The organism is Rathayibacter sp. YIM 133350 (assembly GCF_037404875.1).
In the GTDB taxonomy this organism is placed as follows: Bacteria; Actinomycetota; Actinomycetes; order Actinomycetales; family Microbacteriaceae; genus Orlajensenia.
The window spans coordinates 250,950-275,356 of sequence record NZ_JBBELO010000033.1 but is presented as its reverse complement, the minus strand read 5'-3'; the positions used below and the strand labels follow the sequence as shown (position 1 = coordinate 275,356).

The window sequence follows — 24,407 nt, the reverse complement described above, 5'->3', positions numbered from 1 at the left end:
CTCGCCGCGTCACCTCGCCGTTGAACCATTTCGTCGCCGTTGATCCGCGCCTGGCGGATCAACGGGCACCAAATGGTTCAGAGGCGAGGAAGAGGATGCCGCGCGAGGTCGGGGATCAGAGGCCCGAGTAGGCGTGCAGGCCCTTGAAGAACAGGTTCACGATCGTGAAGTTGAACAGCACGGCCGTGAATCCGATGATGGCGAGGGATGCGGCACGCGACCCACGCCATCCGCGCGTCGCCCGCGCGTGGATGTAGCCGGCGTAGATCACCCAGATGATGAACGTCCAGACTTCCTTGGTGTCCCAGCCCCAGTAGCGGCCCCAGGCCTTCTCGGCCCAGATGGCGCCGGCCATGAGGGTGAAGGTCCACAGGATGAAGCCGATGATGTTGATGCGGTAGGCGAGCGCCTCGAGCTTCACGGCGTCGGGGAGGGTCGCGAGCAACCGTAGTCCGGCCGGCTTGCCGGCGGCGACCGCGGCTTCGCGGCGTGCCTGCAGCAGCTGCGCGACCGAGAGCCCGAACCCGATGGCGAAGAAGCCGACGCCGGTCGTGGCCACGAAGACGTGGATGACGAGCCACACCGATTGCAGCGCCGGGGGCAGCGGGGTGACGGCGACGTAGAAGTTGACGGATGCCAGCCCCAGCAGGATGAGCACCAGGCCGGTGATGAAGGTGCCGAGCCAGCGCACGTCGACCTTGAGGTTCACGACCAGGTAGACGGTGACGATGACGAGCGTGCCGGTCATGGCGAACTCGTACATGTTTGCCCACGGCACGCGGCCGGCGGCGATGCCGCGCAGCACCTCCGCACCGAGGTGGAGCGCCCAGGCGAGAACGGTGAGGGCGACGCCGACCCGCAGCGACGGTGAGCGCCCGTAGTCGCCCGGCGTTGCGGGGGCGGCCGGCTCGCGAACGAGGGTGTCGGTCGTTCTTGCCGCCTGCACTCCCGCCACGCGCGCGGTGGCGAGTGCCGGAGCAGCGGCAGCGGCGGTCGCCCGGGAGGCGGCCGAACGCCGGGCGAGGTCGACCGCGTAGGCGATGAAGGCGAGCGCGTACACGGCCATCGCCGAGTAGAGGGCGATCACCGAGAGTTCATCGAAGTTCGTCATGCGTGTCCATCGATTCTTCGGGCGATTGCTGTGTCGATTCCTGGGCGGATTCGCCGGACCGGGGTGCGGGCGTCGGGGGCAAGCCACCCGCGTGCTTGTCGGCGACCGCGGCGACGGCGGCCTCCAGGCCGGGGTCTTCTCCGCGTGCCAGTCCAGCGTATTCGATGCGCAGGTCGCCGTCATTCCCCGTGACCTTCACCCACACGCGGCGGCGCGGGATGAACAGCGAGGTGATGAGCCCGGCGACCACCAGTGCGGCGAAGAGCGCCACCCACCCCTGAGTGGGATCGTGGTGCAGGTCGAGTGAGGCGAACCGCAGCACCGAGTGCGAGAAGTCGTTCTGCGCGGCACCGGGATCCGCCGAGTCGAAGGTCACCGAGCCAAGACCGTTGGGCAGCTCCTGGGTCTGTCCTGGCATCAACTGCAGGGCCTTGGCGTCGGCCTGCGGGCCGGCGATCTGCGTCATGTCGTCGGTGTCGAGCGCGTAGACGGATGTCGCCTTGCCGGCGTCGAGGCCGAGGTCGCCCTGGAAGACCTGGAGAGTCAGCACGGGATATTCGAGGTCGGGGTAGCTCGAGAAGAACGGGGGCTTCTGCGCTCCCTGCGTCGGGTAGAACAGTCCGATCATGCCGAGCTGCTTCGACAGGCCGTCGGGCACCTTGATGATGCCGATCGAGGTGAGCTGCGCATCCTGCGGCAGGAACGCGATGGAGTCGTGGAAGACCACTGCCCCGCTCGGGTCCTTCACCGTGATCGTGGGCGCGTAGCCGTTGCCGAGCAGGTAGATGTCGGTGTCGCCCGTGCGCAGCGGCTCGTTCACCTTGATCTGCTGCTTCTCGGGCTCCTGGCCCTTGTGCTCGACCGTCACATGCGCGGTGTAGTCGATGGGCTGGCCGAGCGCCTTGGCATTCTTCTGCTCATAGGTCACGTCGAACTCGTTCAGCGTGAGCGCGTACGGATCCAGGGAATCGGGGTTGAAGAAGCGCCCCGGGTTGAACGAGTCGTAGGCCGAGAGGGTATTGACGAAGGTCTGGCCCTGCACGATGACCCGCTGGCCCTGGAACCCGAATCCGCCGCCGAACCCCACGGCGAAGAGGATGCCGACGAGCGCGGTGTGGAAGACGAGGTTGCCGGTCTCGCGCAGGTAGCCGCGCTCGGCCGAGACCGAGCGTTCGCCCCGGCTCTCGTAGAGAGCGACGCGGTAGCCCGCGGAGCGCAGCTGCGAGCGGGCGGCCTCGACCGCGGCGTCGACCGAGCCGGATGCGCGCCGTTCGGTGAAGCCGGCGAGGCGCGAGAGCCGGGCGGGCGTCTTGGGCGGCTTGGCGCGCAGGGCGTCGAAGTGGTGCTTGGTGCGCGGGATCACGCATCCGATGAGGGAGATGAACAGCAGCAGGTAGATCGCCGAGAACCACGCCGAGGTGTACACGTCGAACGCCTGCAGCTTGTCGAGCACCGGCGCGAGGTCGGGGTTGTCGCGGAAGTACTGCGAGACGCCGTTCGGGTCGCTCGACCGCTGGGGAACGAGGCTGCCGGGCACGGCGGCGATGGCGAGCAGCAGCAACAGGAAGAGGGCCGTGCGCATGCTCGTGAGCTGGCGCCAGAACCAGCGCAGCCAGCCGACGAGCCCGAGCTTGGGCTGGGTGATGTCGGTGGAGACCACGGAGTCGACGTGGTCATCGGGCCGGGCGAGCCCCGCCTCGGCGTCGTTCTCGGGGTGCTTAGAGGATGAGGTCAAAGCCGCCGATCACCGCCTGAAGTGACGAGATCCACATCGCCCACACTCCCGTCACCATGAGAACGCCGACCGCGATGAGCAGGAGTCCGCCCACGATGTTGATCGTTCGGATATGCCGCTTGAAGAATGCGACGGCGCCGGTGACCCACGAGAGTCCGAGAGCGACGAGCAGGAATGGAACGCCGAGCCCGATGCAGTAGACCACGCCGAGCAGTGCGCCCCGCCACGCGGATCCCGAATCCAGGCTCAGGCTGAACACGGCCGCGAGGGTCGGACCGATGCAGGGCGTCCAGCCGAGGCCGAAGACGATGCCGAGCAGCGGCGCTCCGATGAGACCGGTGGCCGGCCGCCATCTCGGCTTCAGCGTGCGCTGGAAGAGCGTGAACTGGCCGACGAAGACGAGGCCCATGAGAATGACGACGACGCCGAGGACGCGCGTGATGAGGTCGGAGTAGACCTTGAGCCAGATGCCCACCGCTCCGACGAGCGCCGAGAAGGCGACGAAGACGACCGTGAAGCCGAGCACGAAGAGGGCGACGCCGAGCAGCAGGCGCGCACGGTAGCGGCGCTCCTGGCCGGCATCCGTCGACGCGTCGGTGAACCCGCCGATGTAGCCGAGGTACCCCGGCACCAGCGGAAGCACGCACGGCGAGAGGAAGGAGACCAGGCCCGCGGCGAGGGCGATGGGAATGGCGGCGAGCAGTTGCCCGCTGGCCACGATGTCGCCGATGCCGCCCATCACTCGGTCTCGGCGATGGTGTCGCGCACGAGCGTCTCGAGGATGGAGCGGTCCTCGAGCTGGCCGAGCACACGCGCCGCCACCCGGTGCTTGGCATCGAGTACGAGCGTCGTCGGCACGGCGTTGGGCGGAACGGTTCCGGCGAAGGCGAGCTGGACGGCGCCGTCGTTGGCGTCGATGATCGAGCCGTACCCCACGTCGTAGGTCTGCTCGAACGATGACGCGGTCGCCGCCTGGTCGCGTACGTTCACTCCGACGAACGTGGCGCCCTTTCCGTCGAACTCCTCGTTGACGGCCTCGAGGTCGGCCGCCTCGGCGCGGCACGGCGCGCAACCGGCGTACCAGAAGTTGACCACGAGCACCTCGCCGGCGTGCTCGGTGGAGTCGAAGGCGGTGCCGTCCTCGGTCGTGCCGGCGAACTCGACGGCGTCGGCGCGATCGTCGGGGTGGATCTCGGTGACGCTGCCGTCTCCGGCCACGTAGTTCTTACCGCTGCCCGACTTGTACTGGTCGGCGAGCGCGTCGTTCGAGCAGCCCGTGAGCGCGAGCGCGGCCACGAGACCCAGCGCGGCAACCGAGGCCGCACGGCGAACACGACGTGAGGAGGGCAGCGACATCAGACCGCCCCGACGTCGGTGGCCGCGCCGCCGAGGTGCGCGGCGGGATCGGAGTAGGCGACCTCGACCCAGCGGCCGTCGCGCCGTTCCATGGAGGTGATGCTCGACAGGTCGCAGCGTCGGCTGCTCACGTTGTGGGCGAGCGGCTTGCCCGCCACCGTACGCGCGATCATCCAGATCGGGGACTGGTGGCTGACGATGACCACATCGCCATCGTCGACGGATGCCGCTGCCGCATCCATGCCCGCCATGGCCCGGGCGGCGATCTGCGCGAAGGGCTCTCCCCAGCTCGGGCGCAGCGGGTTGCGCAGAAGGGGCCAGTTGCGGGGGCGCCGCAGCGCGCCCCCCGGGCCGCGCATCCGCATGCCCTCGAAGGCGTTGGTGGGCTCGATGAAGCGCTCGTCGACCTGGATCGGCAGCGAGAATGCCTCGGCGATGGGGGCGGCCGACTGCCGCGTGCGCAGCAGAGGGGAGGCGAACAGACCCGTCACCGGGCGGCCCATGGCCACAAGCTCATCGGCGGCGGCGCGGGCCATCCGCTGCCCGAGTTCGGAGAGGCCGAAGCCCTCGAGGCGTCCGTAGATCACGCGCTCGGGGTTGGCCACCTCGCCGTGCCGCACGAGGTGGATACGGGATGCAGCCACCCCCCAAGTGTACGGAGCGGCTCGCTCGGAGTTCGCCGAGTGCTCAGCCGGTAGAATCCACAGGTGAGCACCCGTACCCTCGTCAAGAACCTCGCCGCCCTGCCCGACGGTCCCGTCACCGTCTCCGGATGGGTCGAGACCGTCCGCGATCAGAAGAAGGTGCAGTTCGTCATCCTTCGCGATGAGTCGGGTGCGGTTCAGCTCGTGAACCCCGCCGTTCGCGAACTCGACCCCGAAGGCGTGAGCGTCGGCGCTGCCGAGGCGCTCGCGACGACCGAGTCCATCTCGGCGCTCACCCACGGCTCCTTCCTCACGGTGACCGGAGAGCTGAAGCACGACGAGCGCGTGAAGCTCGGCGGACTCGAGGTGAAGATCGGCGCGCTCGAGGTCGTCACCGCGGCCAGCCCCGAGACGCCCATCGCGGCCGACTCGAGCCTCGACAAGCGCATGGACTGGCGATTCCTCGACCTGCGCCAGCCCAAGCAGAACCTCATCTTCCGCATCCAGACCACCTTCCTGCACGCGCTGCGCGGCGTCTGGGTCGAGAAGGGGCTCATCGAGATCCAGACCCCCAAGCTCATGGCGAGCCCGTCGGAGTCCCGCGCCGAGCTGTTCGAGGTGGAGTACTTCGAGGGCAAGGCGTTCCTGGCCCAGAGCCCCCAGTTCTTCAAGCAGATGGCCCAGGCCGCCGGCTTCGGCGGCGTCTTCGAGGTGGGCCCGGCGTTCCGCGCCGACCCGTCGTTCACGAGCCGGCACGCCACCGAGTTCACGAGCGTCGACACCGAGATCAGCTGGATCGACTCCCACGAAGACGTCATGGCCCTGCACGAGGAGCTCATGGTCGCCGGTTTCACGGCCGTGAAGCAGAAGCACGGCGCCGAGATCGCCGAGTTGTTCGGCATCGAGCTCGAGGTTCCCACGACCCCGTTCCCGCGCATCCCGCTCGCCGAGGCCAAGCGCATCGTGGCCGAGAACGGCTACGTCATCCCCCGCGCCGACGACGACATGGACCCCGAGGGCGAGCGCCGCATCTCGGCCTACGTCAAGGAGACCTACGGCCACGACTTCGTCTTCCTCACCGACTACGCCTCGAGCATCCGGCCGTTCTACCACATGCGTCGCGAGGGCGACCCGAGCATCACGAACTCGTACGACCTCATCTACAACGGCGTGGAAATCTCGACCGGAGCCCAGCGCGAGCACCGCGTCGACGTGCTCGTCGAGCAGGCGAAGGAGAAGGGACTCGAGCCCGAGGAGCTGGGGTTCTACCTCGATTTCTTCCGCTACGGAGTGCCGGCGCACGGCGGCTTCGGCATGGGCCTCGCGCGCGTGCTGATGCTCATGCTCGGCGAGTCCTCCATCCGCGAGACCACGTACCTGTTCCGCGGCCCGACCCGCCTGCTCCCCTAGCCTCCCCTTTGGCCGACTTGCCACTTTTCGCGGGTTCCCGCGCGCGCGCACCCGCAGAAAGTGGCAACTCGACAGGGGATGCGCGCTGAGCTCGTCATAGGCTCGAAGTGTGAGGGATGCGACGCGCATGGTGAGGATCGAGGGCGGCACCTTCCGCATGGGCTCGACCGAGTTCTACGCGGATGAGACGCCCGTGCACGAGCGCAGCGTCGAGGCCTTCGAGATCGACATCCACCCCGTCACGACCGACCAGTTCGCCGCGTTCGTCGAGGACACCGGCTACGTGACCGTGGCGGAGCGGGCGCTCGACCCTGCCGACTTCCCCGGAGCCGACCCGGCCGATCTCGTTCCCGGCGGTCTCGTGTTCACGCCGACGCCGGGTCCGGTCGACCTGCGCGACTGGCGCCAGTGGTGGCGGTGGGGCGAGGGCGCTAGCTGGCTGCATCCGTTCGGCGCCGATTCGGGCATCGACGGCCGCGGCGATCACCCGGTCGTGCAGGTGAGCTTCGAAGACGCCCAGGCCTATGCCGCCTGGGCGGGCAAGCGCCTGCCCACCGAGGCGGAGTGGGAGTTCGCGGCCCGCGGCGGCCTGGATGGCGCCCGCTTCGTCTGGGGCGACGATGAGCGCCCGAACGGGGAGCTCATGGCAAACCGCTGGCAGGGCTCATTCCCCTATCGCAACACCGGCGCCGCGGGCTGGGTCGGCACCTCGCCCGTGATGACCTTCGCCCCCAACGGCTACGGGCTCTATGACTGCGCCGGCAACGTGTGGGAGTGGACCACCGACTTCTACACCGAGCGGCACGTGGTTCCGGGCAGTTCCTTCGCGGATGCCGGTGCCCGGCCCAACCTGCTGGCCGCGGCGAGCGCCGAGCCCGGTTCCCGCATCCCCCGCCGTGCCCTCAAGGGCGGATCGCACCTGTGCTCCCCCGACTACTGCCTGCGATACCGCCCGGCCGCTCGTTCTCCGCAGGCCGACGACACGGCCACGACGCACATCGGCTTCCGCTGCGTGAGGGACCTGCCCTAGCGATACCCTGACGCCGTGGGCGATCTCATCCTCGAGCTGGTGCCGCTGGCGGTCGGCGTCTTGTTCAGCCCGCTCGCCTACATGGCTCTCATCGCCGTGCTGCTGTCGAGGCTTGCGCGCGTGAACGGCTTCGCCTACCTCATCGGCTGGGCGATCGGCGTGGTCGGAGTGCTCGCGCTCTCCATCTGGGTCTTCGGCCTGCTCGACGTGCAGCCGCTCGGCGATCCCCCGGTGTGGGTGTCGATCCTGAGGCTCGTGCTCGGCCTCTTCCTCGTCGGCGGGGCCGTCTGGGTCTACCGTCGCGGTGCGACGCACGTGCGCACGATGAGCAAAGCGAACACACCCCGTGAGGTCGCCGCCGCAGCTCCGCAACTGCCGGGGTGGCTGCAGGCGGTCGATACCTTCACCCCCGTGCGTTCCGGCCTGCTCGGACTCGGCATCTTCGTGCTCAACCCGGTTGACGCGACCTGCGCGATCATCGCCGGTCTGGACCTCTCGCTGGCATCGGTCACCGATTCCGAAGCCACCGTCGCCGGCACGCTCTTCGCCGTGCTCGGCATCCTGCCCATCGCGGTGCCGGTGCTGTACGTGCTCGTTCTCGGTGAGAAGGCCCAGCCGTTCCTCGACGCCACTCGGCGGTGGATCGCCGGCCACACCGGCGCTCTCAACGCCGCCCTGCTCCTCGTCGTCGGCGTGCTGCAGCTCCAGAAGGCGCTCACGGCGCTGCTGTAGGCCCCCGCGGACCCCGGCGCAGCCGGGGTCGGCTCAGACGGGCCGACCGTCTGCCGGGAGTTCTCCACCGGCTACCGCTTGCGCCGGCAGTGGCGCAGCCAGCGCCTCGTCCATCGTCGCGAACGCCCGTCCCGACGACTCGACGCCCTGATACCAGCTGGTCCGCCGCGCCACCGCCAGGGCATCCTTCGGCAGGCCTGCGATGCGCAGCTGTACGCCCGAGCCGGCCAACTCGTGGTCCAGGTCGGTGAAGGCCTCCAGCACCGTGATCGAGACCTCCTCGATGCGCGCCGCATCGAGCACGAGCACCCGCAGGTCGGCCACGGATGCCGCTTGCGCGAGCACCGCCTGCTCCGTTGCCAGCACGTTGGCGGTGTACACGGGGGCCAGCAGCTTCACGCCGATGACGCCGCCACCGTCGTGCGTGCGTGCGATCCGCACCTTGTTGAGCGTCATCAGGATGAGGATGAGCGTGAGCACCACGCCGACCGCGACCGCCGCGAGCAGCCCCGCGGTGAGGCCGACCGCCGCGGTGAACAGGGCGATCCAGAAGTCCCGCCTGCTGATGCGCCACAGCCGCGTGAGAGCCGGGATGTCGATGAGGCCGAGCACGGCGACGAAGACGAGCGCGGCGAGGGTCGCCTGGGGAAGCTGACTGAGCACGGGCCCGAGGAACAGCCCGACCAGAAGCGCCAAAACGACCGTGACGAGTCCTGCCAGTTGCGACCGTGCCCCCGCGTTCTTGTTGACGGCGCTCTGCGAGAATCCGCCGGCGGCGGGCAGTACCTGGAAGAACGAGCCGACGGTGCTCGCTGCCCCCGCCGCGAACAGCTCACGATTGCTGTCGATCACGGTGTCACCGGGGTCACGGATGGCACGGGCGACCGCGGCGGTCTCCAGGAACGCCATCACCGCGATGGCGAGGGCACCCGGCACGAGGGCCGCGATGTGGTCGAAGGTCGGAAGGGCCGGCAGCGGAAAGCCCTGCGGGACAGGAGCGATCCGCTGCACCCCGGCATCCGCGATACCGGTGAACGCCACGAGCACGATGCCGGCCGCCACGACGATGAGTGCCGCGGGCACCCGCGGGAGGAAACGCTTGAACAGCAGGAGCGCAGCGACCGAGCAGACCGAGAGCACGATCGTCGGAAGGTTCGCACCGGGTACGGCGGCGAGGACTTCGAGAATCGCCCGGATGAAACCCTCCCCCGAGACATTGGTGGTCTCGCCGAGGAGCTTCGGCAACTGGCCGACGGCCACGGTCGCACCGACGCCGATCTGCACCCCGATGAGGGTGGGGCGGTTGATGATCTCGACGAGTCCGCCGAGCCGCAGCAGTCGTGCGAGCAGCAGGATGACGCCGACCATCAGGGTGAGAGTCAGCAGGTCGCCCGGGATGTCGGTCGACGACGCGACGACCCCCGCCGAGACGAGCGTCGTCGCAACGAGGGTCGCGATCGTCGAGGTCGTGGAGACGCTCATCGCCCGTGACCCGCCGAGCAGTGCGTAGACGATCATCGGCACGATGCAGGTGTACAGGCCCGCCTGTACCGGAAGGTTGGCGATGGTCGCGTACGCCATCGCCTGCGGGATGACGACGGCACCCGCCGTGAGGCCGGCGAGCACGTCGCGCCCGATCCAGGCGCGTTGGTAGCCGGCGAGGGTCGGCAGCAGGAATCGGCGGCGCGGCGGCGTGATCGTCGTCATTCTCGGAGCCTAGGCCGTGCCATCCGCCGGCTCGTCGAAGACGTTGCTCCAGTCGTTCTTCACGCTCACGACGGTGTAGCCGCGATCGGCTGCCGCGGCGAGGGCGACCTCGGCTCCCTTGTCGTACGGAGCATCCCCACGCTCGGTGTCGTCGTCGTGGTGCACGAGCAGCGCGAAGCCCGCGCCACCGTGGTGGGCGAAGTCGAGCATCTGGACGTCGCCGTTGGAGTTGCCGCCCGCGAACACCGGCCGGCGACCGATGCGGCTCCAGATGCGCACGGGCTTCTCGGGGCCGTCGTCCATGTACGAGAACGACGTGCCGTAGCGCACCTCTGCGGAGTCCTCGTCGTACCGCAGCCCCAAGGCAGAGCCGACGACGTGCTCGGGGGGAATGCCGTAGTAGTCGCTCGTCATGGGGCGCATGAAGTCGCGATCGCCGCCCGAGACGATGTAGCAGGTGAAACCGTTCTGCTCCAGGTATCGCAGCAACTCGACCATCGGCCGGTAGACCACGTCGGCGTACGGCCGGTGCAGGGTCAGGTGCTGGGCATCCCGATAGAAGTCGCTGACGGATGCTGCGTAGTCCTCGACGCTCACGTCGGCGGTCAGACCGATGATCGCGCCGATCATCGCGTGCAGGTCGGAATCATCGCCGTTGTAGTGCTTGTCGATCGCCGCGCCGAGCCAAGCCAGATCGCCCGTGACGGCAGCCTTGTACGGCTGGCTCTCGGCGAGGGACGGGTCGGCCTTCGCCGCGGCCGCCCACTGCTGCACGATGTAGTGCAGCTGCGTCGGCATGGGCTTCTCCGTCCACAGCGTGCCGTCGTTGTCGAATACCGCGACGCGTTCGACCTCCGGAAGTGCATCGGGACCGCTCGTGACGGATGCCACGAAGTCGATAAGAGCCCGCCGGGTGCTGCCGTTCCGCCAGGACGGCAGCACCCCCGGGTTTTCAGTCACGTGCCATCGCCGCCGCGTAGTGCGCCTCGACGTCGACGTAGGCGTCATCGGCGATGTCGAAGACCACCTTGACGATCTCACCGTTCGCGAACGGGAAGTTCGAGCCTTCGTACTCGCTCGAGACGGCATCCGCGGAGTCGTAGCCTATGCACAACCCCTCGCCGCACAGCGAGAAGTGGCCCAGCACCGTGCGGATCTCCTCCTCGGCTACCTGCTTGTCGTCGATGAACAGCTTCAGCGGGCCGATGCCTTCCCGATACTGCCCCATCCGCTCCTTGGTGAACTCGATGCCCACGATGTGCTTTCCGGTGAGCGCGATGGGTGCTGAGACGCGATTCTCCGGCGGGATGCCGAGGAAGTTGTACGCGTACGTCAGCACGCCGTCCTTGATGAACAGCGAATGGCCACCGAAGCGCGAGCCCGCAGCGAAGATGACGCCCTCGCTCTGCTCGGTGAGGTCGAGTTCCGCGAGCGCCTTGTAGGAGACGCCGTGCACGTTCGCAGCGGATCGCTCGGGGATTTCCGAGGTGCCGGGATAGTAGGTGTACTGGCCGGTCGGAGGAACCGGGAGCTTGAACTCCATGTGATTGACGAAGAGGTCGAAGTCCTCCGCGCTGGACAGAATCGCCAGGTCATTGAGTGGAAGCACGTCGTTCGCCTTGGCCTCCTCCATCCACAGCGCCTTGAGCTCATCGAGCTTGTCGGGATGCTCTGCAGCGAGGTCACGGGACTCCGAGCGGTCGACATCGGTGTGGTAGAGCTCCCACGTATCGTTGTCGTAGTCGCCCTTGCCGCTGACAGGCCCGTGCACCGTCACCGCCTTCCAGCCCTGATGCCAGATGCCGCGCTGGCCGAACATCTCGTAGTACTGCGTCTCCTTCTGCGTCTGCCCGTCGGGGGCGTCGTCGAAGCTGTAGCGCATCGATACCCCGTCAAGAGGCCGCTGCTGAACGCCGTTGTACTCGGCGGGCAGCTCGACGCCGCAGACGTCGAGGATGGTCGCGACGATGTCGGTCGAGTGGTGGTACTGGTTGCGCACCTCTCCCTTCGCCTGAATGCCGGCCGGCCAGTGGATGACGAGCGGATCGGCGACACCGCCCTGGTAGGTGTAGCGCTTGAACATCTTGTACGGAGCCGAGAATGCCATCGCCCACCCCGTTGGGTAGTGGTTGTAGGTGTCAGGGCTGCCGAGCAGGTCGACCTTGGTGAGGTTCTCCGCCTCGTCGTCGGGGTAGCCGCCGAAGATCTTGCCCTCGTTGACCGATCCGTTGGGGCTGCCCTCACCGGAAGCACCGTTGTCTGCGCAGTACAGGACAAGGGTGTTCTCGAGCTGGCCCGACTCCTCGAGGTAGTCGATGATGCGACCGACCTGGGCATCGGTGTACTCGGAGAACCCGGCGTACACCTCCGCCATGCGGCAGAACATCGCCTTCTCCTCGTCGTTCAACTCCGCCCACGGGCGCACGGTGTCGCCCTCACTGAACGTGCCGTCGGGCATCGGGTTGATGTCGCCGTAGACCGTGCCCTCCGGCAGCAGCCCGCGCTCGATCATGCGGGGAACCACCCACTCGCGATAGGCCTCGTAGCCTTCGTCGAACGCGCCCTTGTACTTGTCGATGTACTCCTGAGGAGCGTGGTGCGGCGCGTGGTTCGCGCCGGGGCAGAACCACAGGTACCAGGGCTTGTCGGGCTCGGTCTGCTTGCTGTCGCGGATCATCCGCAGAGCCTGGTCGGCGAGGTCCTTCGAGAGGTGGTAACCCTCCTCCGGAGAGTAGGGCTGCTCGATGTAGTGGTTGTCCTCGGCGAGCGAGGGATACCAGTTGTTGGTCTCGCCGCCGATGAAGCCGTAGAAGCGGTCGTAGCCCTGCCCGAGCGGCCAGTTCTTCTTGGAGGCGCCTGCGGTCCACTCATCGATGGGCACGTTGTGGTTCTTGCCCACCCAGTAGGTCGACCAGCCGGCGTCGCGGAGGATGTTCGCCATCGTGGCGTTGTGGGGCGGGATGTGCGAGTTGTATCCCGGGAAACCCGTCGAGGACTCCGAGATGGTCGCGAAGCCGTTCGAGTGGTGATTGCGACCCGTCAGGAAGGTGGACCGCGTGGGCGAGCACAGCGCCGTGGTGTGCCACTGCGAGTAGGTCAGGCCTCCGGCGGCGAGGCGGTCCATGGTCGGCATGTTGATGCGCCCGCCGTAGGGCGACCAGGCGGCCTGTCCCGTGTCGTCGTAGAGCACGACGAGTACATTCGGCGCGCCTGCGGGTGCCTTGTCGGAGAGGAACGCGTCCCAGTCCGCCGTCGAATCCCGCACGTCGAGCTTGATCTCGCCGTTGAACTTCTTCGCCATCATTTCCCCTTCGAGTGGCCGGTGAGCCGTTGGCATGCCGCTCTGAGCATCCCTCGCTTCACACACTAAGCGCCACAGCCCGACGCGGCCAGAGGCAGCCGCTGAACGGCGCGCCACCCGAACGGGGGCTTCTAGACCTGAGTTGATCTCACGGCTAGATTGAGTCGCAGCGCGGTCCGAAGCGGCGCGCCATCGACAACGGAAGGCACATTCCATGGGTTTCTGGGACATCCTCTGGCTCTTCTTCTGGAGCTTCGCTTTCATCGCGTACCTCTACGCCCTGTTCGCGATCATCGGCGACCTCTTCCGCGACCACACGCTGAACGGCTGGTGGAAGGCGCTCTGGATCATCTTCCTGATCTTCCTGCCCTTCCTCACCGCGTTGGTCTACCTCATCGCCCGCGGCCAGGGCATGGCCGAGCGCGCCCAGAAGGAAGCGAAGCAGGTGCAGGCGTCTGCGGACGACTACATCCGCACGGTTGCCGGATCGAGCCCCTCCGACGAGATCGCCAAGGCCAAGTCGCTGCTCGACAACGGCACGATCACGCAGCAGGAGTACGACCTGCTGAAGGCGAAGGCCCTGCAGCACCCCACCCAGACGGTCTGAGACAGGCGGGAAGCCGGTCGCCCCGCTGAGGGGCGGCCGGCTTCACTCATGCCGTCGCGAGGGCAACCCTCAATCGCGCCGGGTCGATGCGCCAGTAGTTGTGCACCTTGCCGTCGATGAGCAGCACGGGAATCTCGTCCCAGTAGCGGGCATTGAGCTGCTCGTCGTCGAGGATGGACCGCTCCTCCACGACGAGAGGTTCGCTGCGATCGGAGAGCTCCGCGACGACGGATGCGACCACCTCACGTGCGTCATCGCACAGGTGGCAGCCGGGCTTTCCGATGAGCGTGAGAGTGGTCACGCAACCGAGCCTACGATGCAAAAAGCGCCCGACCGCAGTCGAGCGCTTGTGCAGTAGAGCTGGGCCCTACTTCTTGTTGCGACGCTGGTGGCGCGTCTTGCGAAGAAGCTTGCGGTGCTTCTTCTTCGCCATACGCTTGCGGCGCTTCTTGATTACAGAACCCACGCGAACCTCACACGAATCGGGGGCGACCGGCGGCTGCGCGGTCACACGAAGTTGCCAGTCTACCGCACACCGCGAGAGCCGGATGACGTTGCCGCCCTGAGCGCCCGTCGATCAGGCGGTATCGGCCACGTGGTTCTGCACGGCCGCCTCGACCGCCGTCTCCGGAACCCGGAAGGAACGCCCGAATCGGATCGCGGGGAGATCGCCCGAGTGCACCAGGCGATACACGGTCATCTTCGACACCCGCATCATCTGGGCGACCTCGGCGACGGTGAGGAAGCGCACATCGCGCAGGTCGTTCGTCATCTCGCGAACCTTCATCATCGGTCAATCGGCACGGGAACACTCGAGTGATCCAGTGTGACGCGAGTGTTCAGTCGAACTCTAGAACTCCACGATGGGCGCAGTCCAGCGAAATCGGTGCGAATCCACCGTCGGCACGCCGGACAAGCCCCCGCTGACGAGCCGAGACGGAGCTCAGGAGCCCTTGCGCCACGCCTTGGGCGCGACGTCCTTGACGGCGTGCGAGGCGTCGGCCACGACCTTGCCGATGGCGGCGGCGAACGCCTTCTGCTCGTTCTTCAACCCGTCGCCCTGCTCCACCGCCTCGACGACCGAATCGAAGTCGACGCTGAGGAACGGGATGAGCCAGTCCTCGATCTCTTCGAGGGGGCCGTAGTCCAGGTGGTAGTAGCGGTGCTGCCCCTCTTCGCGAACCGCGACCAGGCCGGCCTCACGCAGCACCTTCAAGTGCTTCGAGACCGTCGGCTGGCTGAGCCCGAGTTCAGCCACGATGGCGGAGACGCTGACCTCTCCACGGCGCGTATCCGTCGAATGGTGCGCGAGCAGGGTGCCCAGAATGTCGCGTCGGGTCGAGTCCGCCACCACGTCGAAGATGTCCGCCATGCCCCAAGGGTAGTAAGAACAGGCGGGGAGTACCATGACATTTCGGATTACCGGCGCGGTTCTCCGAAGGCTTCAGCGAGGGGGCACGGATGCAGCGCACGCTCGCGTCGCGTCGCCTCGGCACCGCGCCGCGCAACGTCTTCGAGCGCATCCGCGACGCCATCGACGCTCTCGCCCGCCATTCGCCGTCCCGCTTCGCCATCCTCATCTTCACCGCCCTCATCCTGCTGTGGACGCTGCTGCTCGCCTTGCCGATCTCGGCAGTGGCACGCACGGCGACCCCGCTGGCCGACGCGCTGTTCACCGCCGTCTCCGTCATCTGCGTCACCGGACTGTCGACGGTCGACATGGCCACCCACTGGTCGGCGTTCGGCAACGCGCTCATCTTCATCGGCGTCAACATCGGCGGTGTCGGCGTGCTGACCCTCGCCTCCATCCTCGGCCTGGTGGTCTCGCGACGGCTCGGCCTGCGCGCACGCCTGATGGCGGCTGGCGACAGCAACCCGTCGCGCATCCACGTCGGACCGGTCAACGAGAGCCAGGCGGTGCGCCTCGGCGAGGTCGGCAACCTGCTCGCCACGGTCGCCTTCAGCGCGCTCGCGATCGAGGCGGTGACCGCCGTCGTCCTCTTCCCGCGCGTGCTGGCCGCCGGGTACGACGCCGGTGAGGCGATCTGGTACAGCTTCTATTACGCCGCGATGGCGTTCACCAACACGGGCTTCACACCCAATGTCGGTGGGCTCACCCCGTTCGCGACCGACTACATCTTCCTCGGCGCCCTCATGTTCGGCGTGATCGCCGGGGCGATCGGCTTTCCCGTGATCTACGCGCTCGTGCGCAGCTGGCGACGCCCCCGGCAGTGGAGCGTGCACGTGAAGCTGACCCTGTTCACCTACGGCGCACTGCTCGTCGTCGGGTGGGGGGCCTTCTGGTTGCTCGAGGCCGGCAACTCCAAGACGCTCGGCTCGATGGGCGTCGGCGACGGCATCGGCCAGTCGCTGTTCCTCTCGGTCATGACCCGCTCCGGCGGATTCTCGACTCTCGACATCTCGAACCTGAACGGGTCCAGCCTGCTCCTCTCCGACATGCTGATGTTCATCGGCGGCGGCTCCGCATCCACCGCCGGCGGCATCAAGGTGACGACACTGGCCGTGTTGTTCCTAGCGGCCTTCGCCGAGGCGCGCGGTCGGCAGTCGATGGAGGCGTTCGGGCGCCGCATCCCGCGCGACATCCTGCGCCTCTCGGTGAGCGTGGTGCTGTGGGGCGCCACAACGGTGGCGGTCTCGAGCATCCTGCTGCTGCAGATCACCAAGGAGTCGCTCGACGTCGTGCTCTTCGACGTCATCTCGGCCTTCGCCACCTGCGGGCTCTCGACGGGACTCACCGGGGGGCTGCCGGATGCCGGTGTCTACGTTCTCTCGGCCACCATGTTCATGGGCCGCATTGGTACAGTGACACTCGCCGCGGCACTGGCGGCGAGCGAGTCACGCCAGCTGTTCAAGCGCCCGGAAGAGAGGCCCATCGTTGGTTGATCGCATCAAGCACGACGCCCCGGTGCTGGTCATCGGGCTCGGCCGCTTCGGTGCGGCGACGGCCGGCCAGCTCGACCGGCTCGGCCGCGAGGTGCTCGCCGTCGACGACAACGAGCTGCTCGTGCAGAAGTGGTCGGAGCGCGTGACGCACGCCGTGGTCGCGGATGCGAAGTCGCTCGACGCGCTGCGCCAGATCGGTGCCCAGGACTTTTCGATCGCGGTCTGCGCCGTCGGCTCGAGCGTCGAGGCATCCGTGCTCATCACCGCCAACCTGGTCGACCTGAAGATTCCACAGATCTGGGCCAAGGCCATCTCGACCTCGCATGGCAAGATCTTGGAGCGCATCGGCGCGAACCACGTGATCTACCCCGAGCGCGAGGCCGGCGAACGCGCTGCCCACCTCGTGAGCGGCCGGATGCTGGACTTCATCGAGTTCGACGACGACTTCGCCCTGGTGAAGATGTACCCGCCGAAGCCCATCCGGGGCCTCACGCTGCGCGAGTCGGGCGTGCGCAGCAAGTACCGCATCACCGTCGTGGGCGTGAAGAGCCCCGGGAAGCCCTTCACCTATGCGACCGAGGACACCGTCGTGTCCAACCACGACCTCATCATCGTCTCGGGCACCGAGGCCGACATCGAGCGGTTCGCGGCCCTCGGCGGCTGAGGCCGTGGCCTGTCCTACCCCGCCGCGAGCTCACGGGCGCGGGCGAGGGCCGCATCCGTCGCCCGCTCGAACAGGACGGCGAGCTCGCCGTGCTCGAGCACGGCGACCGCCCGTTCGGTGGTGCCGTTCGGGCTCGTCACGCGCCTGCGCAGCTCCTGCGGGCTCTCGCCCGAGGCGACGAGCAGCTCCGCGGCGCCGCGGAAGGTGCCGTTGACCATCGTCGCCGCCTGCTCGCTCGTGAAGCCCTTTGCGATCGCGGCATCCGTGAGGGCCTCGATGAGGTAGAAGACGTAGGCGGGCCCGGATCCCGAGATCGTCGAGAGCGCATCGATCTGCTCCTCGGGAACGACGAGCACGTCGCCGACGGTCTCGAAGAGGGTGCGCGCGAGGGCGAGGTCGTGCTCGCTCGAGCGGGCACCCGCCGAGAGGCCCGTGACCGCGCGTCCCACGACGGCCGGCGTGTTCGGCATCGAACGGATGACCGCGACGTTCGCCGGCAGCAGCGCCTCGAATCTCGCCAGCGTCACTCCGGCGGCGACGCTGATCACGAGCGTGCCAGGGTCCAGCGCGTCGGCGATCTCGCGCAGCAGGTCGGGCACCATGCCCGGCTTGACCGCCACGACGACGATTCCGGCCCCGCGCACCGCGGTGCGGTTCGCGTCGGCATCCGTCTCGGTCGCCGACGCCGTCACTCCGGGCAGGCTCGCGAGCTCGGCGGCCTTGGCGCTGGAGCGGTTGGTGGCGCGGATGCCGCCGCTCACCTCGATGCCCGGCTGCAGCAGGCCGGTGAGGATGGCGCGGGCCATGCTGCCCGCTCCGAGGAAGGCGATGGAGGGGAGGTTCGTTCTCACGCGACCATCCTAGGATTGCCTCATGAGCGCATCCGGAGGAAGCAAGGCGATCGTCGCCGCACTCGCGGCCAACCTGGGCATCGCGGTGACCAAGTTCATCGCGGCGTTCTTCTCGGGATCATCCTCGATGCTCGCCGAGGGCGTTCACTCGCTCGCCGACTCGGGCAACCAGCTGCTGCTCATGCTCGGCGGACGCAGGGCGCGCAAGCGCGCCGACCGCGACCACCCCTTCGGATACGGCCGGGAGCGTTACGTCTACGCCTTCGTCGTCTCGATCATCCTGTTCTCCGTCGGCGGCGTCTTCAGCGTCTACGAGGGCGTCGAGAAGCTCCAGCATCCTCACGGGCTGGAGAACTGGTGGCTGCCGGTACTCGTGCTCGCGGTCGCGATCGGCCTCGAGTCCTTCTCGCTGCGCACCGCCGTGAAGGAGTCCAACCCGCTGCGCGGGGGCGAGAGCTGGGTGGCGTTCGTCCGGCACGCGAAGGCGCCCGAGCTGCCCGTCGTGCTGCTCGAAGACGTCGCCGCGCTCACCGGCCTCGTCTTCGCCCTTCTGGGCGTCGGGCTGACCGCCATCACGGGCGATGGCATCTGGGATGCGATCGGCACGCTGCTCATCGGCGCCCTGCTCATCCTGGTGGCGATCATCCTCGGTGTTGAGACCAAGAGCCTGCTCGTGGGCGAGGGCGCGAGCGCCCGCGACATGTCCGAGATCGAGAACGCCATCCTCGACGGCCCCGAGACCACGCGCATCATCCACATCAAGACGCTCTACCTCGGTCCTGACGAACTGCTCGTGAGCGCCAAGATCGCGGTGGACGCCGAGGCCCGGTTCGCCCAGGTGGCCGAGGGCATCGACGCCATCGAGGAGCGCATCCGCGCCGTGGTGCCGATCGCCCGGCAGATCTACCTCGAGCCCGACGTCTACCACCCGCACACCGGTCCGCAGCCCGAGACCGATGCGATCGTGATCAAGGGACTCGAGTGAGCTCCGACCGGGCGCGTTCGGCGCTCGTGCTGCGCCACGATCCGATCATCGGGCTGGGAAACCTGGAGTCGACGCTTCGCGAGCACGGCTACGACGTGCACATCATCGACACGCCGTTGACGGATGTCGCGGCCCTCGATTCGCACAGCGCCGACCTGCTCGTCGTGCTCGGCGGCGAGGAGGGCGCCTACGAGGGCGACACCCATCCGTACATCGCCGCGGAGATCGACCTGCTGCGCCGGCGGATCGCCGATCAGGCACCGGTCTTCGGCGTCTGCCTGGGTGCGCAACTGCTCGCCGCCGCTCTCGACGCCCCCGTCTACAAGGGTCCGGTCAAGGAGATCGGCTACGTCACCGTCACGCCGACCGAGGCCGGCCTCGACTCGCCCGTGCGGCATTTCGCCGGCGTGGCCGCGATGGAGTGGCACGGCGATACCTTCGACCTCCCTGAGGGAGTCACGCACCTGGCGAGCTCGGAGACCTACGGCAACCAAGCCTTCTCCATCGGGCAGTGGCTGCTCGCCGTGCAGTTCCACCCCGAGGTCACCGACGCCATTCACGAGGACTGGGTGCAGACCTCCGGCCAGGACCTGCTCGAGGTGGGCCAGACGCCGGAATCGGCGCGTGCGGAACGGGTCGCGCACTCGGCCGCCCAGCAGGAGGCCTCACGCCTGTTGCTCGGCGAATTCCTCGAACGCCTGCCGGCGCGAGAACCGGCCGAGGCCTCGGCGGGCTCCTAGGCCCTCACCCTCAGCCGTCCTGGGTCGGCACCGCTGCGATCGCGTCGATCTCCACGAGCGCCCCCGGGCGGGCGGGAGCGACGCCGAGCACGGTGACGGCCGTGCGCGTGCGTCCCCAGACCGATCCGGTCGCGGCATAGGCATCCGATGGGTCGATGCCGGGTGCCAGGTAGATGGTGAGCTTGACGACGTCGGCCTGGCTCGCGCCCGTCTCGGTGAGCACCGCGAGCAGGTTGCGCAGGGCTTGCTCCGTCTGAGCGCCGAGGCCTTCGAGGAGGGCCCCATCGGCATCGACGCCGTTCTGGCCGCCGACGAAGAGGATCGGTCCGGGCGGAGCGATCATGCCCTGCGCGAAGGCCGGGCTGCGGTACAGCTGGGGCGGATCGATCGGAGTGGTTCGGGAATCCATGATGGCGTCCTTCCTCGAGATGCTGCCAGTATGGCCCCGCCCGCAGACACGGGCACGGCGAGACCGGGCCTTCTGAGGATGAGCCCTCAGCGCCGACCCTGGAAGAACGTGAGCAGCAGCTCGGCGCACTCCTCGGCGGCAACCCCTGCGAAGACCTCGACCCGGTGGTTCAGCCGCCGGTCGCGCAGCACGTCGTACGACGAGCCCGCCGCGCCGCCCTTGTCGTCCCAGGCGCCGAACACGACGCGCGGCAGCCGCGCCGCGACAATGGCGCCGGCGCACATGACGCACGGCTCGAGCGTCACCGTGAGGGTGCAGCCCTGCAACTGCCAGTCGCCGAGCGCTTGCGCCGCCTGACGGATGGCCTGCACTTCCGCGTGGGCCGTCGGATCGTGGCGCAGCTCCCTCTCGTTGTGACCACGGCCGATGACCGCACCCGACGCATCCGTCACGATGGCACCGACGGGAACGTCGCCACTCGCGAGCGCCAGTTGCGCCTCGTCGAGCGCGAGCCTCATCCACGCTGCATGTTCTTCGATTCCCGCCATCGGCGCTCGAACCTCCTCTGAATAGGATGATCGCATGCGCGTTCATGTTGCCGATCACCCGCTCATCACCCACAAGCTGACGGTGCTCCGCGACAAGAACACCCCCTCCCCCGTCTTCCGCGCACTCGTGGCGGAACTGATGACGCTTCTGGCCTACGAGGCCACCCGCGACGTGCGCGTGGAGGCTCACGAGATCCAGACGCCGGTCGCTCCTACGACGGGCGTACGCATCGCCGACCCGAAGCCGCTCATCGTGCCGATCCTGCGCGCCGGACTCGGGATGCTCGAGGGCATGACCACGCTGCTGCCCACGGCTGAAGTGGGGTTCCTCGGCATGGCGCGCAACGAGGAGACCCTCGAGCCGACGACCTACGCCGAGCGCCTTCCCGACGATCTCAGCGACCGGCAGTGCTTCGTGCTCGACCCTATGCTCGCCACGGGCGGTTCGCTCTCGGCTGCCATCGAGTTCCTGTTCGCCCGGGGTGCCCAAGACGTGACGGCCATCTGCATCCTCGCTGCTCCCGAGGGCCTGGCCGCCGTTGAGAAGGCGTTCGACGGGCACGAGGTGACCATCGTTCTCGGAGCCCTCGATGACCACCTCAACGAGCACGGCTACATCGTGCCCGGATTGGGCGACGCCGGAGACCGGCTGTACGGCTTGGTGTAGTTCGTAGCTTCTTCGGCGTGCGCCGCGCCCATCTGCGCATACTTCACGAAAATTCGATGAATCCCCATTCGTCACCGGATTCTTCGACTGTCCGAGCGATCGCACCGGATGCTGCTGCTGGGTGGCTGCAGCGTCGCACCTCCTCCGCGCCCGATTCGTCCTTTTGCGTGAGATGAATTGACACACTCCGTCACAGTCGATTTACTTTCCCTCATGACCCACGACGCGCGCTTCTCGACCTCCTCCGAGGCCTTGAGGACCGACGGCATGATGATGCCCGTCGCTGCGCCGCTGTGCTGTCGAATGTGCCGCTGACACCGACGCCCCAGCCGAGACGCCGTCGCACCCGCTCCTGACGCGGGCCGATCATCCGTCTCCCGGATGCCCTCCGCCATCCGCACCGGCCGCCCCGGAAGCACCTCCTCGCAACGCAGACCAGCGCAGCGCACACCTCAGCGACCCGCCCCTCGGCGGCTCGCGCATCATCTTTCGAAGGATCACCCCATGTCGATCGCCATCCTCACTCCGACCACCCCCTCCCCCGTTTCACGCCCCGCCCTCGTCGACGCGCCGCAGCCGGCCGCTGCCGCCCGTGTGCGAGCGGTTCCTGAGGGCACCGAGGCCCGCGGATTCGTGCTCTACGTCGGGTTCGACGAGGCCAAGGCCGCGGTGGCGGGCACGTCGCTTCACCGCGTCGTCGAAGCACTGAAGGCGCTCGCTGCCGAGGTCGCTCCCGGCAGCGAGACCTACGCCGCCGTCGCACTGGCCCCGCAGGGAGCGGGCGGACGCGACGTCGACGTCGTGCGCCTCGCCCTCCAGGACCCCTCCGCCCTCGCCAAGCACCGTCAGGTCGCTCCGGGAGTCGATGACCGCCACCCCGCCGGCGTCATCGTCGACATCTCACGCAAGCGCGTGCTGCTCGATGGCGAGTCGGCCGGACTGACCTACAAGGAGTTCGAGCTGCTGCAGTACCTCGTTCTGCGGGAGGGCCGCACCATCGAGCGCGCCGAGCTCATCGCGTCACTGTGGGATGCGGCCGACGAAGAGGACGCACCGAACGAGCGCACCATCGACGTGCACGTTCGGCGCCTGCGGGCCAAGCTCGGCGCCTATGAGGACATCGTGCGCACCGTGCGCGGAGTGGGCTACCGCTTCGACCGCCACGCGGACGTCTCGATCCGTCAGGCCTCAACGCCCAGCCCCGATCTCTACTGAATCACCTCGGGGCCTCACTCAGTCCCGGCACCCGGTGAGTGCAACTCGAGGCTGATCTCGTCGGCATCGAGGGACTCGAGTGCCCACGTGAGCGCTCCCGACGAGTATGTTCCGGCGTTCCGCAACTCGAGTAGTCGGCGGCGCTGCGCCTGGATCATCTCGAGGCGCACCGAGCGGATGCGATCCGCGTCGCGGGAGGGGGACGGCACGTCCTGGGCATCCTGCGCGTCGTCGCCCGGCGGTCGGCGCAGCGCGCGCACGTCGATGCCGTTCTCCTTCAGTGCCGCCCGGGCTGCGATGCTCAATTCGTTCGAGAGGCGCTCGCGTTCCTCGGTGTTCGCACCGACGCCCGTCAGGCGCAGCCACCGCGCAAGCGGAGCGACGGTGCCTCCCTGCAGAAGCAGCGAGGCGGCCGCGACGAAGAACGCGACGACGATGAGCAGTGACCGCGAGGGGGTGTCGGCGGGCAGCGTCTGTGCGGCGGCCAGAGTCACGACACCGCGCATGCCCGCCCAGACGATGAGGGTTCCCTCGCGTACGCCCAGCGGTTCCGCCTGCATGTAATCGAGGTCGGCGACGAATCGCGCCAGACGGGTGCGGAAGCGCTCGGCGTCCTGCGGCCGCGGGACCGGTCGTCCTCGTGTGCGCCGGCCGGCCCCGCGCCCGGATGGCGGTTCCTCCGGCGCGGGCGCCGGACCGTGCGGCTGACCCGCGGCAGCAGCATCCAGCCGGCTCTGCATCGCTTCGACACCGTCGAGACGAGACGCGTCGCGCCTCGCCGAGCGCGAGAGCCCGGAGAGCAGCGGAGCGACATAGGCCGCACGGATGACCAGCGTCGCAACGAGGGCGAGCGCCGCCAACCCGGCTGCGATGCCGAAGCCGGCGATCTCGTCCGCTTCGACGTCGTTCAGGATCGCGGTGAGTTCGAGGCCCATGAGCAGGAAGACACCGCCCTCGAGGAGTAGTTCGATGGTGCGCCAGTTCTGCGCGTCCGAGAGCCGATGCTGCGGGGTGAGCCAGCGAGCCGCACCACGACCGGTGATGATTCCGGCGGTCACGGCGGCGACCAGGCCCGACGCCCCGAGCAACTCCGCCGGGATGGATGCCACGAACGGGATCGTGAACGAGACCGCCGTGTTGACCGCAGCATCCCTCACCCGGGAACGCAGTCGCAGGTTCAGCAGGCCCACGGCCAGTCCGATCGCCACGGCGACGGCGACGGCGTAGAAGAAGTCGCCGACGACGCCCCAGAACGAGATCGACGTCGCCGTGGCCGCGATCGCCGAGCGAAGCACGACGAGGGCGGTCGCGTCGTTGAGCAGGCTCTCCCCCTCGAGCACGGCCACGATCCGCGGCGAGACGCCGAGCTGCTTGACGATCGTCGTTGCGACCGCATCCGTCGGGCTGATGATTGCGCCGAGCGCGATGCCCGCCGGCACGCCGAGGCCGGTGATGAGCCAGGCGAACAGCAGCCCGAGACCGACCGAGCTGATCACCACGAGCACGACGGAGAGCCCGCTGATGGCGCGGAAGTCGCGGCGGAACTCCATCGTCGGCATGGAGACGGCGGCGGAGTACAGCAGCGGCGGCAGCACCCCGGCGAGAATCCACTCGGGCTCGACGTGCACCTCGGGAACGATCGGAAGCAGGCTGACCCCGATGCCCAGAACGACGAGGACGAGCGGGGCGGCGACCCTCAGGCGCGTGGAGGCCTGCGCGGCCAGCACGATCGCGAAGACGGCGAGCACGCCGATGATCAGCACATCCATGCGTCGCCCTTCGCTCGCCGGC

The 24,407-nt window shown here is 68.2% G+C and carries 26 protein-coding genes; 10 read left to right on the top strand and 16 right to left on the bottom strand.

Annotated elements, in window-relative coordinates; genetic code table 11:
* Nucleotides 1–115 precede the first annotated feature (115 nt).
* The 5 genes from ccsB to WDJ51_RS11800 are packed head-to-tail and all read right to left on the bottom strand — an operon-like array spanning nucleotide 116 to nucleotide 4,846.
* Nucleotides 116–1,111: a c-type cytochrome biogenesis protein CcsB gene (gene ccsB / locus WDJ51_RS11820; RefSeq protein WP_337852654.1), complete on the bottom strand. Its 996-nt coding sequence runs from the start codon at nucleotides 1,109–1,111 to the stop codon at nucleotides 116–118.
* Nucleotides 1,095–2,846 (bottom strand): cytochrome c biogenesis protein ResB, encoded by a 1,752-nt coding sequence (resB, locus tag WDJ51_RS11815; RefSeq protein WP_443218490.1) that lies wholly within the window; start codon nucleotides 2,844–2,846, stop codon nucleotides 1,095–1,097. The genes ccsB and resB overlap by 17 nt, the downstream gene beginning before the upstream one ends.
* Nucleotides 2,830–3,585, bottom strand: a complete 756-nt coding sequence (locus WDJ51_RS11810) for a cytochrome c biogenesis CcdA family protein (protein WP_337852886.1) — start codon at nucleotides 3,583–3,585, stop codon at nucleotides 2,830–2,832. The genes resB and WDJ51_RS11810 overlap by 17 nt, the downstream gene beginning before the upstream one ends.
* Nucleotides 3,585–4,202, bottom strand: coding sequence for a TlpA family protein disulfide reductase (locus WDJ51_RS11805; protein ID WP_337852653.1), 618 nt, complete (start codon nucleotides 4,200–4,202; stop codon nucleotides 3,585–3,587). The genes WDJ51_RS11810 and WDJ51_RS11805 overlap by 1 nt, the downstream gene beginning before the upstream one ends.
* A complete protein-coding gene (locus WDJ51_RS11800; protein WP_337852652.1) occupies nucleotides 4,202–4,846 on the bottom strand; it encodes a histidine phosphatase family protein in 645 nt (214 codons plus the stop codon). The genes WDJ51_RS11805 and WDJ51_RS11800 overlap by 1 nt, the downstream gene beginning before the upstream one ends.
* Before the next feature lie 63 nt (nucleotides 4,847–4,909).
* Here WDJ51_RS11800 and aspS point away from each other — a divergent pair, with 63 nt between their 5' ends.
* The 3 genes from aspS to WDJ51_RS11785 all read left to right on the top strand — a co-directional run bounded on the left by aspS (nucleotide 4,910) and on the right by WDJ51_RS11785 (nucleotide 8,018).
* The gene (aspS, locus tag WDJ51_RS11795) at nucleotides 4,910–6,256 is read left to right on the top strand and encodes an aspartate--tRNA(Asn) ligase (RefSeq protein ID WP_337852651.1); all 1,347 of its coding nucleotides are present in this window, start codon (nucleotides 4,910–4,912) and stop codon (nucleotides 6,254–6,256) included.
* 127 nt (nucleotides 6,257–6,383) lie between these two features.
* Nucleotides 6,384–7,286: a formylglycine-generating enzyme family protein gene (locus WDJ51_RS11790; RefSeq protein WP_337852885.1), complete on the top strand. Its 903-nt coding sequence runs from the start codon at nucleotides 6,384–6,386 to the stop codon at nucleotides 7,284–7,286.
* 15 nt (nucleotides 7,287–7,301) lie between these two features.
* Nucleotides 7,302–8,018 carry a GAP family protein gene (locus WDJ51_RS11785; RefSeq protein ID WP_337852650.1) on the top strand — a complete coding sequence of 239 codons (717 nt, stop codon included), beginning with the start codon at nucleotides 7,302–7,304 and terminating at the stop codon, nucleotides 8,016–8,018.
* A 33-nt stretch (nucleotides 8,019–8,051) separates the two neighbouring features.
* On the opposite strand, the gene WDJ51_RS11780 is transcribed toward WDJ51_RS11785, so the two are convergent.
* Genes WDJ51_RS11780 through WDJ51_RS11770 form a run of 3 tightly spaced genes read right to left on the bottom strand, consistent with a single transcriptional unit; the run spans nucleotide 8,052 to nucleotide 13,026 of the window.
* Nucleotides 8,052–9,725, bottom strand: coding sequence for a SulP family inorganic anion transporter (locus WDJ51_RS11780; protein WP_337852649.1), 1,674 nt, complete (start codon nucleotides 9,723–9,725; stop codon nucleotides 8,052–8,054).
* A 9-nt stretch (nucleotides 9,726–9,734) separates the two neighbouring features.
* Nucleotides 9,735–10,685 carry an HAD family hydrolase gene (locus WDJ51_RS11775; RefSeq protein ID WP_337852648.1) on the bottom strand — a complete coding sequence of 317 codons (951 nt, stop codon included), beginning with the start codon at nucleotides 10,683–10,685 and terminating at the stop codon, nucleotides 9,735–9,737.
* Nucleotides 10,678–13,026: an arylsulfatase gene (locus WDJ51_RS11770; RefSeq protein WP_337852647.1), complete on the bottom strand. Its 2,349-nt coding sequence runs from the start codon at nucleotides 13,024–13,026 to the stop codon at nucleotides 10,678–10,680. Before WDJ51_RS11770 ends, WDJ51_RS11775 begins: the two co-directional genes overlap by 8 nt.
* A 214-nt stretch (nucleotides 13,027–13,240) precedes the next feature.
* Between WDJ51_RS11770 and WDJ51_RS11765 the strand changes: the two genes are divergently transcribed.
* Nucleotides 13,241–13,633, top strand: a complete 393-nt coding sequence (locus WDJ51_RS11765; protein ID WP_337852646.1) for an SHOCT domain-containing protein — start codon at nucleotides 13,241–13,243, stop codon at nucleotides 13,631–13,633.
* Nucleotides 13,634–13,679: 46 nt separating this feature from the next.
* Here WDJ51_RS11765 and WDJ51_RS11760 read toward each other — a convergent pair whose 3' ends face one another.
* From WDJ51_RS11760 to WDJ51_RS11745, 4 genes are all read right to left on the bottom strand, one after another.
* Nucleotides 13,680–13,934 (bottom strand): glutaredoxin family protein, encoded by a 255-nt coding sequence (locus WDJ51_RS11760; protein WP_337852645.1) that lies wholly within the window; start codon nucleotides 13,932–13,934, stop codon nucleotides 13,680–13,682.
* A 66-nt stretch (nucleotides 13,935–14,000) separates the two neighbouring features.
* Nucleotides 14,001–14,099, bottom strand: coding sequence for a 30S ribosomal protein bS22 (locus WDJ51_RS11755; RefSeq protein ID WP_003792170.1), 99 nt, complete (start codon nucleotides 14,097–14,099; stop codon nucleotides 14,001–14,003).
* Between the two features lie 111 nt (nucleotides 14,100–14,210).
* Nucleotides 14,211–14,405: a helix-turn-helix domain-containing protein gene (locus WDJ51_RS11750; protein ID WP_337852644.1), complete on the bottom strand. Its 195-nt coding sequence runs from the start codon at nucleotides 14,403–14,405 to the stop codon at nucleotides 14,211–14,213.
* Between the two features lie 171 nt (nucleotides 14,406–14,576).
* Nucleotides 14,577–15,005, bottom strand: a complete 429-nt coding sequence (locus WDJ51_RS11745) for an ArsR/SmtB family transcription factor (RefSeq protein WP_337852643.1) — start codon at nucleotides 15,003–15,005, stop codon at nucleotides 14,577–14,579.
* A gap of 89 nt (nucleotides 15,006–15,094) precedes the next feature.
* Here WDJ51_RS11745 and WDJ51_RS11740 point away from each other — a divergent pair, with 89 nt between their 5' ends.
* Entirely contained in the window at nucleotides 15,095–16,537 is a 1,443-nt protein-coding gene (locus tag WDJ51_RS11740) for a TrkH family potassium uptake protein (RefSeq protein ID WP_337852642.1), read from the top strand.
* The gene (locus WDJ51_RS11735) at nucleotides 16,530–17,201 is read left to right on the top strand and encodes a potassium channel family protein (RefSeq protein WP_337852641.1); all 672 of its coding nucleotides are present in this window, start codon (nucleotides 16,530–16,532) and stop codon (nucleotides 17,199–17,201) included. Before WDJ51_RS11740 ends, WDJ51_RS11735 begins: the two co-directional genes overlap by 8 nt.
* Nucleotides 17,202–17,215: 14 nt before the next feature.
* Here the strand turns inward: WDJ51_RS11735 and proC are convergent, their stop codons facing one another.
* A complete protein-coding gene (proC, locus tag WDJ51_RS11730) occupies nucleotides 17,216–18,052 on the bottom strand; it encodes a pyrroline-5-carboxylate reductase (protein ID WP_337852640.1) in 837 nt (278 codons plus the stop codon).
* 22 nt (nucleotides 18,053–18,074) lie between these two features.
* Here proC and WDJ51_RS11725 point away from each other — a divergent pair, with 22 nt between their 5' ends.
* Both WDJ51_RS11725 and WDJ51_RS11720 read left to right on the top strand, forming a co-directional pair.
* The gene (locus WDJ51_RS11725; protein WP_337852639.1) at nucleotides 18,075–19,037 is read left to right on the top strand and encodes a cation diffusion facilitator family transporter; all 963 of its coding nucleotides are present in this window, start codon (nucleotides 18,075–18,077) and stop codon (nucleotides 19,035–19,037) included.
* Nucleotides 19,034–19,777: a glutamine amidotransferase-related protein gene (locus tag WDJ51_RS11720; protein WP_337852638.1), complete on the top strand. Its 744-nt coding sequence runs from the start codon at nucleotides 19,034–19,036 to the stop codon at nucleotides 19,775–19,777. The genes WDJ51_RS11725 and WDJ51_RS11720 overlap by 4 nt, the downstream gene beginning before the upstream one ends.
* 10 nt (nucleotides 19,778–19,787) lie before the next feature.
* Here the strand turns inward: WDJ51_RS11720 and WDJ51_RS11715 are convergent, their stop codons facing one another.
* The gene (locus tag WDJ51_RS11715) at nucleotides 19,788–20,186 is read right to left on the bottom strand and encodes a RidA family protein (protein ID WP_337852637.1); all 399 of its coding nucleotides are present in this window, start codon (nucleotides 20,184–20,186) and stop codon (nucleotides 19,788–19,790) included.
* Nucleotides 20,187–20,272: 86 nt separating this feature from the next.
* A complete protein-coding gene (tadA, locus tag WDJ51_RS11710) occupies nucleotides 20,273–20,734 on the bottom strand; it encodes a tRNA adenosine(34) deaminase TadA (RefSeq protein ID WP_337852636.1) in 462 nt (153 codons plus the stop codon).
* Between the two features lie 34 nt (nucleotides 20,735–20,768).
* Here tadA and upp point away from each other — a divergent pair, with 34 nt between their 5' ends.
* Both upp and WDJ51_RS11700 read left to right on the top strand, forming a co-directional pair.
* On the top strand, nucleotides 20,769–21,401 hold the full coding sequence (gene upp, locus WDJ51_RS11705; RefSeq protein ID WP_337852635.1) for a uracil phosphoribosyltransferase: 633 nt from the start codon (nucleotides 20,769–20,771) through the stop codon (nucleotides 21,399–21,401).
* A gap of 504 nt (nucleotides 21,402–21,905) precedes the next feature.
* Entirely contained in the window at nucleotides 21,906–22,616 is a 711-nt protein-coding gene (locus WDJ51_RS11700) for a winged helix-turn-helix domain-containing protein (protein WP_337852634.1), read from the top strand.
* Between the two features lie 14 nt (nucleotides 22,617–22,630).
* On the opposite strand, the gene WDJ51_RS11695 is transcribed toward WDJ51_RS11700, so the two are convergent.
* Nucleotides 22,631–24,385: a cation:proton antiporter gene (locus tag WDJ51_RS11695; RefSeq protein ID WP_337852633.1), complete on the bottom strand. Its 1,755-nt coding sequence runs from the start codon at nucleotides 24,383–24,385 to the stop codon at nucleotides 22,631–22,633.
* Between the last annotated feature and the right edge of the window lie 22 nt (nucleotides 24,386–24,407).